Annotated in this window: 10 protein-coding genes; 8 read left to right on the top strand and 2 right to left on the bottom strand. The window is 61.7% G+C overall.

What is annotated here, in order from left to right:
- Window positions 1-74: 74 nt before the first annotated feature.
- A complete protein-coding gene (locus tag ACX80Z_RS10930) occupies window positions 75-3,218 on the bottom strand; it encodes a beta-phosphoglucomutase family hydrolase (RefSeq protein WP_459315898.1) in 3,144 nt (1,047 codons plus the stop codon).
- Window positions 3,219-3,410: 192 nt separating this feature from the next.
- Here ACX80Z_RS10930 and ACX80Z_RS10925 point away from each other — a divergent pair, with 192 nt between their 5' ends.
- The 8 genes from ACX80Z_RS10925 to ACX80Z_RS10890 all read left to right on the top strand — a co-directional run bounded on the left by ACX80Z_RS10925 (window position 3,411) and on the right by ACX80Z_RS10890 (window position 11,962).
- The gene (locus ACX80Z_RS10925) at window positions 3,411-4,814 is read left to right on the top strand and encodes a DUF4389 domain-containing protein (protein WP_459315897.1); all 1,404 of its coding nucleotides are present in this window, start codon (window positions 3,411-3,413) and stop codon (window positions 4,812-4,814) included.
- Window positions 4,815-4,870: 56 nt separating this feature from the next.
- Window positions 4,871-5,152 (top strand): hypothetical protein, encoded by a 282-nt coding sequence (locus tag ACX80Z_RS10920; protein WP_116778855.1) that lies wholly within the window; start codon window positions 4,871-4,873, stop codon window positions 5,150-5,152.
- Window positions 5,153-5,285: 133 nt separating this feature from the next.
- Window positions 5,286-6,716 (top strand): Na+/H+ antiporter NhaA, encoded by a 1,431-nt coding sequence (gene nhaA, locus ACX80Z_RS10915; RefSeq protein WP_459315896.1) that lies wholly within the window; start codon window positions 5,286-5,288, stop codon window positions 6,714-6,716.
- A 633-nt stretch (window positions 6,717-7,349) separates the two neighbouring features.
- A complete protein-coding gene (locus ACX80Z_RS10910) occupies window positions 7,350-8,789 on the top strand; it encodes an APC family permease (protein WP_116778853.1) in 1,440 nt (479 codons plus the stop codon).
- A gap of 113 nt (window positions 8,790-8,902) precedes the next feature.
- A complete protein-coding gene (locus ACX80Z_RS10905) occupies window positions 8,903-9,058 on the top strand; it encodes a hypothetical protein (protein ID WP_459315895.1) in 156 nt (51 codons plus the stop codon).
- A gap of 363 nt (window positions 9,059-9,421) precedes the next feature.
- Complete coding sequence (locus ACX80Z_RS10900; protein ID WP_243400607.1) at window positions 9,422-10,096, top strand: GAF and ANTAR domain-containing protein; 675 nt, start codon at window positions 9,422-9,424, stop codon at window positions 10,094-10,096.
- A gap of 32 nt (window positions 10,097-10,128) precedes the next feature.
- Complete coding sequence (locus ACX80Z_RS10895) at window positions 10,129-10,842, top strand: GAF and ANTAR domain-containing protein (RefSeq protein WP_459315894.1); 714 nt, start codon at window positions 10,129-10,131, stop codon at window positions 10,840-10,842.
- 46 nt (window positions 10,843-10,888) lie between these two features.
- The gene (locus tag ACX80Z_RS10890; RefSeq protein ID WP_459315893.1) at window positions 10,889-11,962 is read left to right on the top strand and encodes a DNA polymerase IV; all 1,074 of its coding nucleotides are present in this window, start codon (window positions 10,889-10,891) and stop codon (window positions 11,960-11,962) included.
- A 22-nt stretch (window positions 11,963-11,984) separates the two neighbouring features.
- Here ACX80Z_RS10890 and ACX80Z_RS10885 read toward each other — a convergent pair whose 3' ends face one another.
- Window positions 11,985-12,542, bottom strand: coding sequence for a dihydrofolate reductase family protein (locus tag ACX80Z_RS10885; protein WP_116778850.1), 558 nt, complete (start codon window positions 12,540-12,542; stop codon window positions 11,985-11,987).
- Between the last annotated feature and the right edge of the window lie 69 nt (window positions 12,543-12,611).

Genomic DNA, 12,611 nt, shown 5'->3' with positions numbered 1-12,611 from the left:
GACGATAGGGTCGCGGCGGTGGGATCAACAGGGCATAAAGGCCCCACCCCGAGAAACGGCTCGCTAACGGCTGGTCACAGACTGAAACTTTTCAGGTCCCCGGCGGCTAGGGGCTTCGTTTGAGCGTTCACCTGAATCCAGATCGGGGTAGCGTCCCCCGGTGCGGAGGAGATGTCGAGACGGCCTGGACTCAAATTGATCTGGAGCTGATGCCCCCGATACGAGATGCTGAAGGCTACTGCACCCAGCCCGGCGGGCATGCTCGGCTCAAACACCAGATGGTCACCGTTCAGTCGAAGTCCGGCGAAGCTGCGCTGCACGACATCGATCGTTCCGGCCATGGCGCCCAAATGGATGCCTGATTTGGTGGTCCCGTCTTGGGTGTCGTCCAGGTCGGCATCCAACGCCTCGCGGAAGCTGTCCCAGGCCCGGTTGGGATCGGTCGACGCGAGCACCGAGGCGTGCACCACCCTGCTCAGGGTCGATCCGTGGGCGGTTCGGGCCAGGTAATAGTCGATGGTCCGAGCCAGCTGTTCCCGAGTCAGGGTGTAGCCGAGGTGGGCCAGCTGCGTGATCAGCCCCCCGTGACCGAGAAGATAGGGCAGCATGAGTACGTCGGCCTGTTTCGCTAGCTTGTAGCGGTCAACGGTGTCATCCTCGGCCTCAAGGATGAGATCAAGGCGTTCGATGTTGCCGTAGGTCTCGCGGTATCGCGCCCAGTCCAGCTCCGCCAGGGCGCTGTACCCATCGAACTGGCTGATGGTGCCGTCCGCCTCAAAAGGCACGTACATCGACCGTCCCATGCGTTCCCAGCGCGCCACCTCATCCGCGTTGATTCCCAGTCGCGCCTCCAGTTCGTCGAGCTCATGCCCAACGAAGGTCCGGTGGAGTGTTGCGGCCCGGACGAAGACCCAGGACGCCATCACATTGGTGTAGGCGTTGTCGTCCACGCCAGGATGGTCGCTACCCGGCCGTCGGGTGTGATACTCATCGGGTCCGGCCAGTCCCCGGAGATGGTGGCGGTCGGTGGCCGCCTCGTACTCCACCAGGGACGCGAAGTAACGACACACCCCCACGATCAGGTCTGCACCCTTGCTGAAGAGCCATGCACGATCGACTGTGGCCTCGTAGTACTGCCAGGCGTTGAAAGCGACCGCTAGCCCCACGTGCCGCTGCAGGTGGGAATTGTCGGCCATCCACCTGCCGGACCGGTGGTTGTACAACCAGCGGGGTGTCTCTTCGGTGCCGTCGCTTCCACTTTGCCAGGGGAACATTGCTCCGGTTCGGCCCTGGTCTGCTGCGGCTTGGCGGGCGGCGGGAAGCCGTCGCCAGCGGTAGTTGAGGAGGGCGCGTGCGACGTCGGGAGTTCTGAGTGTGAGAACCGGGAGCACGAAGAGCTCGTCCCAGAAAATCTGCCCACGGTAGCCTTCCCCGTGCAGGCCCCTGGCGGGGACCCCGGCGTCGAGTTCCATGGTGTGCGGTGTCAAGGTCTGGAGCAAATGGAACAGGTGCAGGTTCAGGACAAGGCGCACTTGCGTCGGCGCGTCGAGATCCACCCGGAAAGGACGGAGGAGGCGCTGCCAGGCGGCCCCGTGCGACGCAAGGAGCGCCTCGAAGTTCCTGCCCGAACGGGCGAGAATTGACTGAGCTTCGGTTCGCGGCGAGGAAATGGCCCGGTCACGGGATGTCACCACGGCAACCACCTTTGTCAGGACTGTCGGTTCACCGTCCATCAAGGTCGATTCGTACAGTCGATAATGATGCTGGCCGGTGCGCCCGGTGGTTCCCCGCGTTGTCTCCCCGGCGACTGCGGCCCTGAAGGCGACGGCGATGCGGATCCGGCTTTGCGTGGTTTCAGCTTCGGCAATGGTGTCGGCGCCGGCTTGCCCGTCGTCGTCGTCGGTGCAGTCAAGGAGGTGCACCCGTGCACCAGCATTGGGGTCCGGGAGGTTTATGTTTCGGGTCCCGGTATTGACCCCCGTGCGGAACGTGATGGTGCCATCCCAGCCCAAGGGGGTGACCCGGGTTTCGGTGGCGAGCAGGTGGCATTCGGCCATTGAGACGAACCTTTGCTGCTCGACCCGCAGGTGCCGGCCGGCAGCGGTCTCGAGGACAACCTGCCTTTCCAGGACCGCTCTCGCCAGATCCAGGGTTCGTAGCTCGCTGATGACCTGCAGACCTCCCGCCGACCACCAGTCGCCACTATCGACTCGAATGTCCAGCGAGAGACAATCCGGGGCATTGACCAGGTGTTCCTCGAGCACACGGCTCCCGCCAACCTGCTTCTCCAATCGGTTGAAGACCCCAGCCAGATACATCCCTGGGTACGAAAATTCTCCGCCCTCCGGCGCTGCCCCTCTCACACCCAGATAGCCGTTGCCGAGGGTTGTCAGCGCTTCACGGTGGCCCTCATGATCGGAATTCATGCCCCGATACACCAGCTGCCAGGGGTCCCCGAGGACCACGCCAAGATCCAGCTGGCTCACGTCGTTGAGCACCACGTGCGCTCCAGCCTCTTCAAGCGTCCGGCGTGCCTTGAGCCGGTCGATGCCTACAACACGACCAAAGCCGCCGCGGCGGGCTGCCAACACACCGGCCACCGAATCCTCAATGACTACGGCACGTTCGGGTGATACCCCCAACCGGTGGGCGGCTTCGAGGAAGACGTCCGGTGCTGGCTTGCCGGGCAGGCCCAGCTGCAGGGCAAGCGTCCCATCCACTACCACCTGGAAAGAGTCTGCCAACCCTGCAGCGGACAACACCGGCATCGCATTCCGGCTGGAAGTCACGATCGCAGCGGGCACGCCCTCATCCTGCATCGTCTTGAGCAGCCGACTGGTTCCCGGGTAGGCCTGCACACCGTCTGAAGCGAGCCGTTCCAGGTAGGCCCTGTTCTTGAGCGCCCCCAACCCATATGCGGTCCAGTCCCCCACGGCGTCCGTGACCTGACCCAGTTTGAGGGGAATCCCACGCGACGCCAGCAGATCGATCAGTCCCGTCTCCCGCGGTTTACCGTCAACGGTCGTGAAGTAGTCGTCCTGGGTAAAGGAGGAACGGTCGGCGTCGGACGGGCATCTTGGATCACTGATGATTGCTTCGAAGACATCCTTCCAGGCCCGCTGATGAATGACCGCCGTGTTGGTGACCACGCCATCCAAATCAAAGATGACGGCGTCGAAGGGTGGCTGCGCTGCCGCAAGTGTCGGTGATCTGGTCATCAGCTAGATGTACCGGCGCCCGGGAACCGCAGGAAGTGCCTTTGTGCCCGAATAGAGCTGCGGCGACCAGGGCTGCGTGGACACCCACAATTCTTGGGACTTTCGACCCTATCGAGCGATATCGGTGCGCCAACACTCTTAGGCGAGAGCACAGGACGGCAGGACGCCGTTCGGCGGGAGGGGAGTCTTTCCATGAACAGAGCAGGTTCAATCGCAATGCTCATCATCGGGATCATCCTGTCGATCATCGGCGCGTCGATGGCGGCCGGAGGAATCGCCGTCGCGTGGGTTGCCTCCGATCAGCGGGACGACGGTTATTTCACCTCCCCGACCGAACGCTACGCTGTCGCGTCCCATGCGCTTGTCTCGCCGAGTCTTGAGGCGTTCGGCGAGGGCACACCGGAACGCCTCCCGTTCGACGTCGGGACGCTCAGGTTGCGCGCCGCCGAACCGGACGCTGAAATTTTTATTGGCCTGGCACCACAGGATGAGGTCGACGAGTACCTCGCTGGGGTTAACCGCACCGAACTGCGGGACGTCGACTTCGATCCATTCCGTCCGGTCTACCGCAACATTTCGGGGTCAGCAGCACCAGCGGAACCAGGATCCCAGGATTTTTGGGCTGCCTCAGCATCAGGGCCTGGAGAGCAGGAACTCATCTGGGACATCGAGCCGGGCAACTGGGCCGTCGTCGTGATGAATGCCGATGCTTCGCCTGGCTTCTCGGTCGATCTTCAGGCTGGCTTCCGGTCCGAACTGATTCGCCCTGCCGGCGCGATCGTACTCATCATCGGCCTTGTAACCCTGGCCATCGGTCTGCCTCTCCTGGTTATCGGCGCCATCGGGCTGGGACGCAACCAACCCGAATCCGGCACCGCCGGCCCCGAAACCACGCCGCGTCGGGCTGCCCCGGTGACCGGACCGACTGCCGGAGTTGTTGCCGGACCGCCGTCGTACCCGGTGCACCTCGTTGCGCAACTCGACCCCGCACTGTCCCGTTGGATGTGGCTGGTGAAATGGTTCCTGGCCATTCCACATTTCTTCGTACTGTTTTTCCTCTGGTTCGCCTTCGCCGTGACCACCCTGGTGGCCTGGTTCGCGATCCTCTTCACCGGCCGCTACCCCCGCTCGCTCTTCAAATTCAACGTCGGGGTGCTGCGATGGAATTGGCGGGTGGCCTTCTACGCCTATGCAGCTGCCGGCACCGATAGGTACCCCCCGTTCACTCTGGGACGCACCGATTACCCAGCCGACATCGTGGTGGAGTATCCGGAGCGGCTATCCCGTGGTCTGGTGCTCATCAAGTCCTGGCTCCTTCTGATCCCACACTTGCTCATCGTGGCTGCGATTACCGGCTCAGCCACCTGGGGCTGGCAGGTGCAAAGTGGAGAGTATGACGCCACCGGCGGCCTGTCTTTGCTAGGGCTGCTGGTGTTGGTCGGGGTGGTGGCCATGCTCTTCACCGGCAACTACCCGCGGCCTTTGTTCGCTTTCATCATCGGCTTGAACCGGTGGCTCTACCGGGTTCTGGCCTACGGTTCCCTGATGCGTGATGAGTACCCGCCATTCCGCCTGGATCAGGACATCGAAACGTGACCGAGCCGACACGTGTCCCAGCGGTGATCCGGCCGCCACAGGGCGCACTATGAGGCATGGAGAAATTGAACAAGGTGACGGCTGGCGCGTGGCGGTGGCTGCAGGCCAACCGTGACTGGTTGCCCGCAGTGGGAGTCCTCGCCTGCGTGGTGGCTTTCTGGGCTGTCGGGCTGGTGGGAGGACTGGCGATGCTGCGCGAGGCACAGTCCCCCATGGCTACCCTGATTGGGCTCTATTTCATGCTCGCCCTGATCGCGATCTCCATCACCGTTGCCGTCCTTGCAGCCTCCGATCTCACCCGCCGGATCGCTATCCGGAGGAAAAGGCAGCCCCGTTAAGTCACTGCACGGCGGCGGCTCAATCAGAACCCGCTGGACCTCATAGGCTGCGGGACCGGTAGACTAAAACGAAGGTGAGCCGGGAAGTCTGGTCGGCATTATCTTTGTTGACCCCAATCCAGGAGCTTTACTTATGGCAGACCCCACCACCGAGCCCAAACCAAAATCAGGATTGCTCGGCCGCGGCACATACTCAGAATCACTCAGAGTCGGCGAGATCCTCCGTAAGGAAACCGTTGGCGGCATCCTGCTCGTGATCACTGCCACCGCAGCAATCATCTGGGCCAACTCCCCCGCGGCCGATAGCTACTTCGCGTTGCGGGACTTCACCTTCGGGTACGAGCCGTGGCATCTGGAACTGAGCCTCGGTGCCTGGGCGGCTGACGGCCTGCTGGCTGTCTTCTTCTTTCTTGTTGGTCTCGAACTGAAACGGGAATTTGTAGCAGGGGATCTGCGTAACCCACGCAAGGCTATAGTCCCGGTTGCTGCAGCAGTCGGAGGCGTCGTCGTCCCGGCCCTGGTGTATGTCGGCATCAACATCTTCAGCCCAGACACCCTCCGCGGGTGGGCCATTCCCACCGCCACCGACATCGCCTTCGCCGTCGCAGTGCTGGCCATTGTGGGATCACATCTGCCCAGCGCGCTCAGGATTTTCCTGTTGACGCTCGCTGTAGTTGACGATCTGATCGCCATTTCCATTATTGCCATCTTCTATTCGGACGATATCCAGGTCACCCCCCTGCTTCTGGCCCTCATCCCGCTGGTGCTTTACGCGGTGCTGGCGCAGAAGTATCGGGAGTTTTTTCACCTGAAACCGTCCGCTGCCTGGTTCATCCTGCTGCCCATCGGCTTTGTCGTCTGGGCCCTGGTGCACGCCGGTGGTATCCACGCGACAGTCGCTGGGGTTCTCCTCGGGTTTACCGTCCCCGTGCTGCATCGAAAGGCCACCGCGGGACCTGATGCGGGGCCGGGCCTGGCGGAGCTGTTCGAACACCGGATCCGGCCACTATCCGCAGGGTTCGCCGTCCCCGTCTTCGCTTTCTTCTCTGCAGGTGTCACCATCGGCGGCTGGAGTGGGTTTGTTTCAGCGGTGACCGATCCGGTGGCGCTCGGGATCATTCTTGGCCTGGTGATCGGCAAGCCCATCGGCATTGTCGGGACCACCTGGCTGCTCACCAAACTCACCAGGGTCAACCTCGACCCTGCCCTGCGTTGGGTGGACCTGATCGGTGTGGCGCTGCTGGCGGGAATTGGCTTCACGGTCTCCCTCCTGATTGCCGATCTGAGTTTCACCCCAGACGGCTCTACCAATGATCACGCCAAGGTCGGCATCCTCACGGCGTCCATTGTTGCGGCGCTAATTGCGTCAGTCATCCTGCGAGCACGTAACAAGCGGTACAAGGCGATTGAGGCTGAGGAAAACGTCGACGACGACGGCGACGGAATCCCCGATGTTTACCAGGACAACCCAGCAAATGAAACAGTGACAGCACCTGCAGCGGAAGATGCTGCACCCGGCACCGACCGGAGCGAGCAACCACCCAGCAAGAACCGGGACGCATAACCCGGGGCGAACCATGCGATAAGGCGATTTCCGTGGCACGGAAATCGCCTTATCGCTTTAATCGGCAGGACCCGGGGTGCCGCAGCCGCCAGCCTTGCGCGCCTGTGGCGAGTTGGACCCTGTCTTACCCGCCAGCTCTGTCCATTGGTTTGAGTTCACTCCCCGCTGCTGCCCGCCCACTGTGGGAGCTTCATGGCCAGTGCGCGGGGTGGAAATCCAGCGCATAGGGCGGTACTTCCAGCGCCCGGTCATCGTTTGAGCGCCCCGTCTTCGTCGACCCGGTAAGGTCTGTTGGCTCGTCGGTGTTGCCGTGCGTAGCGGAGCTAGGACTGTGATCCATGTTTCCCCCATGGTGAACGTCGACGGAGGATACCGTCGCAGTACAAAAAGTATGCCATTCGCCTCGGACATTTCAGCGGATGGCCCGCGGAAAACCTTCCAGAATCGACCAGCTCGCGACGCGTTGCGCCCAAGACAGCGACGACGGTGACACGGTGCAACCTCCAGAACGCCACTAACACTGACCCGGGTGGTGGTTCGCCACAAGTAATGTATCGACTCGCTGCAGACTCATGGACCAATCGGTATTACTGTGTTCCTAATCGTCACTGATCCACCACGAAAGAGGCACCCATGGGCAAAGCACCATCTACACCGACGGAGACTTCGCTCCTGAAAGTTCTCGGCAACTGGGACGCTTTGGCACTGGGCTTCGGTGCCATGATCGGGTTCGGCTGGGTAGTGCTGACCGGGGGCTGGATTGCCGACGCCGGCACCATGGGCGCCACCCTCGCCATGATCACGGGTGGTGTAATCATGGCCGTCGTCGGGTTGACCTACGCCGAACTCACCGCGGCGATGCCCAAAGCAGGCGGTGAGCACAACTTCCTCCTGCGAGGCATGGGTCCGCGCTGGTCCTTCATCGGGTCCTGGGCCATCACCGGCGGCTACGTCACCATTGTGGCGTTTGAAGCGGTGGCGCTCCCCCGCACCGCTCTCTACCTCTTCCCTGATCTGAATCAGGTGCCGCTGTGGGAAATCGCCGGTAGCCAGGTGCATCTCACCTGGGCCCTGGTCGGCGCCATCGCCGCCGTCGTCATTACCGGTGTCAATATCCGGGGAGTGAAGCTGGCAGGTGTGGCCCAGACCTTCGTCGTGCTGCTGCTGCTGATCATCGGCTTGATGCTGATATTCGGCTCCTTTACCGGTGGATCAACCGACAACATGGAGCCCTTCTTCACCGGAGGGATGGGCGGATACTTCGCCGTACTGGTAGTGGTGCCGTTCCTGTTTGTGGGCTTCGACGTCATCCCGCAGTCTGCGGAGGAAGTGAACATTCCACCGCGACAGATCGGCCGTCTGGTGGTTATCGCAGTGGTTCTCGCAACCATTTGGTACGTGATGACGGTTCTCACCACGTCCTCGGCAATGCCTGCCAACGAGATCGCTCAGGCTGATATCGCGACGGCGGATGCGATGGGTGCACTATTTGGTACAGATGTGATGGCGAAGATCCTGATTGCCGGCGGTATCGCCGGGATCCTGACATCCTGGAACTCGCTGCTGTTGGGCGCGTCACGACTGATGTATTCGATGGCCCGGTCCGGCATGCTCCCACGATGGTTTGGCGTACTGCACCCGAAATACCGCACGCCTGTCAACGCTTTGCTTTTCATCGGCGGCTTGTCGTTCATCGCGCCGTTCTTCGGTGAGGCGATGCTGGTCTGGCTCGTGGACTCTGGCGCCCCCAGCATTGTGATCGCCTACCTTCTGGTGGCAATCGTGTTCATCATTCTGCGCCGCAAGGAACCAGCCATGGACCGGCCCCTGCGGATCGGTGGTGCAGGCAATGGTGGAGTCATTATCGGCTTCTCCGCGGTGGTGCTCTGCGTAGGCCTGCTGAGCCTGTACCTCCCGGGTATGCCCGCGGCCCTCACTCCCCCACCGTGGATCCTGTTTGGGTTCTGGTGGGTCCTTGGCCTGTTCTTCCTGTTCCGGATCCCGACCGGCGTCAAGCCCGGAGCCGACGCCGAAGAGGACCTCCTGGCAAAGCTCGGCCGGAAGGGCCGGTAGCCCAGCGGTGATCCGCCTGCCGACGAACGGGTAGGCGGATCACCCCGCATTGTGTTGCTTCCGGCTACTGACTTCTGCACGAACGAAATCAGGGCGCTGTTCCACTCGTCCGGATGGCTGACGTTGCAGCCATCCGGCGCACCCTTGTCGCAGAAACTTTCCTCATCTTTCGTCAAGTCTTGGGTCATCCCGGCCGCGACGTCCTTGGTCAACGGCCCATCGGGATTCTCGACGGTCTGCATGAGGTATTGAGTTACCGTCGTAGGTGATGACTCGATACCCTGCCTCCTGGAGCGTCGGAACCTGAGCTTTGAGTCGACCTAGAGCGACTCAGCCCTGGACTGGGTCACCCACATCTCCACGGTCTACACTGAACCTCACTGTTGACGACGATACTGTTGACGACGATGCGACGCTTCGGTACCGCACAAGAGGTCCAAAGTCCGCTTCCCCACTGGACGGCCCGCCCCAATTATGGGGAGGATAAGACTGTCCCGGGTGGGTCCGTCGAGACTAGAATAGGGGCTGGCGCCAGTTCAATCCGTTCGTCGTTCCTTTGGCTAGGAGAACGACCCGGGGAAGGGTGGAGAAGATGTCCTTTGGGGCTCTTTGGGGTGAAGAATGTGCGGGCGATGGCTAACGGAAACGTGGCCGAGCTGGAACAGTTAGGTTCCAACGTCTGTGCGTCCTATCTGGACGCGCTGCCGGTGACCGGAGCTGCGTTATCTGCGCTCGGCGGGTCCCTACAAGAAACAACGCTGTGCGCTACTGACACCCTTTCAGGGGAACTGGATGAATTGCAGTTCGACCTGGGGGAAGGTCCACGGTGGGCGGCTATCCGGTCTCGGACACCAATATTGATACCCCAGGTGCGTCGCGCATCCCACGAGAATTGGCCCGTGTTTGGGAAGGCTCTCCTGGCGACGGACGCGCAGGCGCTCTTCGTCTTCCCGTTGGTCGTTGGTGCCATGAACATTGGCGTGGTTGAACTCTATAGTTTTGACCCCGGACCTCTCAGCAATAGCGATCTCACTGTGGCAAGCTCGCTCAGCGACAGGGCGGCGTGGTCCCTGCTGCGCAGCATACTGACGCTTGAGTCCGCCGGTGACTCAGTCCAGGCCGGCTCGTTGCTCTCACGACGTGAGATACATCAGGCAACCGGCATGGTGTTGGCGCAAACCGGCGGGTCGGCTGCCGATGCGCTGATGATGCTGCGAGCCCACGCGTTTGCCAGCGGATCCACGCTTCGCGCAACCTGCGACTCCGTGCTGAGCAGGCAACTGGATTTCAGTTTGCAAATAGGGTGAGCAATTAACGCCAGATTTGTTAGCATGTGCCCATGGAAATCGAGACCCGCTCGATTCGGGTCAGTGCAGCGTTCGTCAAGATTGCGGACACGCTCGTGGGTGACTATGACGTGTTGGAGCTGCTGCATACTCTCGTTGAAGAGTCTGTTGAATTGCTCGACGCCGCCGCCGCCGGGCTAATGCTGGCTGGCCCGGACGGCGTCCTGCAGGTGCTCGCGTCAACCAGCGAGGAGAGCCAACTGGTCGAGGCGCTGCAACAGGAATCTGGAGCAGGGCCGTGCGTTGACTGCTATGTCACCGGGGTACCCGTGACCGTCCGTGACATCGCCGGGACTGAAGATCGGTGGCCAGACTTCAGGAGGGCCGCCGCGACCCAGGGGTTCCGTTCGGTCCATGCCTTCCCAATGAGGTTGCAGGGGCGGACTATTGGCGCGATGAACCTGTTTCGGACTGAAACCGGGGAGCTGTCCGACGAAGACGTTGCGATTGGGCAGGCCTTGGCTGACGTGTCCACCATCAGCATCCTGCAGAAAAAGACGGCGTCAGAATCCGCCGTCGTCAATCAGCAACTGCAGGACGCCCTGAACAGTCGGATCGTCATTGAGCAGGCCAAGGGCATGATTGCCCACATCGATGACATTGGCACTAACGAGGCATTCCGTCGACTTCGTAACCACGCCCGCTCGAACAATAAGAATCTGCGGGAGACGGCGCAAGCTGTACTGAACCGCTCTCTCACTGTCTAGTGTCGGATTCCAGGATTTCCCGCCGTTCCTGTCGGACACATCAGGTGTGAGCGGAGTGTACTGGGTGTTGCACGTCGACCTCGATCAGTTCATCGCGGCGGTCGAAGTGTTGCGTCGCCCGGAACTCGCAGGCAAACCGATCATCGTCGGGGGTAGGGGCGATCCGGCGGAACGAGCCGTGGTGTCGACCGCATCCTACGAAGCCAGGGCATTCGGCGTCGGATCGGGGATGCCCCTCCGCGTTGCCGCCAGGAAAGCACCCCAGGCGGTCATTCTGCCCGTCGACCAGGCAGCCTATCTTGCTGCGTCTGAAACGGTGATGACCACCCTGCGGGGCCAATCGGGTGCCACAGTGCAGGTGCTGGGCTGGGATGAAGCCTTTGTTGGTATTGAGACCGACGATCCAGAAGCCTACGCCCGTCGGCTGCAAGCCGCTGTATTGGATCAAACTCGGCTCCGTTGCAGCGTCGGCATCGGGGACACACTGGTTCGAGCCAAGGTCGCCACCGGTTTCGGTAAACCGGCGGGCGTCTTCCGTCTCACCGCGAAAAATTGGCTCGACGTCATGGGAACTCGACCGACGAAGGACCTTTGGGGCGTTGGCACCAAAGTCTCCGGCCGGCTGGCCAAACTCGGTATCACCACCGTGGCCGAACTTGGTGCGTCCGACCCCGAAGGTCTCGTCCCGGAGTTTGGTCCAAAAATGGGGCCCTGGTACGCGGAGCTTGGACGCGGGGACGGCACCAGCGTTGTGGATGACACTCCCTGGGTTGCCCGAGGACACAGCCGCGAAACCACCTTCCAACAGGACCTAACCGACCCCGTTCACATTAATGACGCCGTGCAGGAGCTCGCGCTGCGGGTCATGACAGAGGTATCGGCCGAGGGACGGCCAGTTGTTGGCCTCACCCTCAAGGTGAGGTACGCACCGTTCTTCACCAAGACCCACGCACGGAGGATCTCTGCGACATCAGATCGAAACGAGATACTTGCGCGTACAGCGGATCTCGCAAGCGGGATCGAGGCGGGTCGTCCCATTCGACTTCTTGGTCTGCGAGCAGAAATGGCAATGCCCGACGACGCCCGCAAGGGTCACACGCCCACACGAGGCGGCTGGTGAGTGGCATCCCCCAGGGGAGGCTTCAGCGCGTTCGATAGCGGGCGTAGATGAGCCCAGTGGAGAACGCACGTTCCTGAACCAACTCCAGGTCCAGTCGCACACCGGTGGGAAAGAACCGTTTGCCGCCGCCCACCACGCTGGTGGTGATGAACAGGTGATACTCATCCACCAGGCCAGCCGCAATGGCCTGGGCCGCGAGGTTTGGACCATCAACGCTGAGGTCGTGATCAGACTCGGCCTTGAGCCTGCGCACCATCTCCGGATCGAAGGTTCTCTGGATCCGGGTCTTTGTGCTGGACACCGACTCTAGTGTTGTGGAGTAAACGACCTTCTCTGCGGCCTGCCAGTCGCGGGCGTACTGCACTATATGCGGCGGCACATCCGGCTCTGCGTGTGCTGTCTCCCAGAAGACCATCGTCTCGTACATCCGCCGGCCGTAGAGGAAGGTGCGGACGGGGCGGAAGATATCCCCGATAAAAGTATGCACTTCCTGATCTTCTGCTCCTCGGCCAATGTCGCCCTTCGCTGCCTCTGCGTAACCGTCAAGCGATGTGATCATTGAGTAGATGAGCTTTGCCATCAGTCTCCTTCGCATCCGAATAGGTCTGCGCCAATCATAGGACTCCCGGTGCCCCAGAAAAGGGCACCA

The organism is Arthrobacter sp. TMT4-20, from assembly GCF_054510775.1.
The sequence above is the reverse complement of the archived record's forward strand: the minus strand, read 5'-3'. Positions and strand labels throughout refer to the sequence as shown.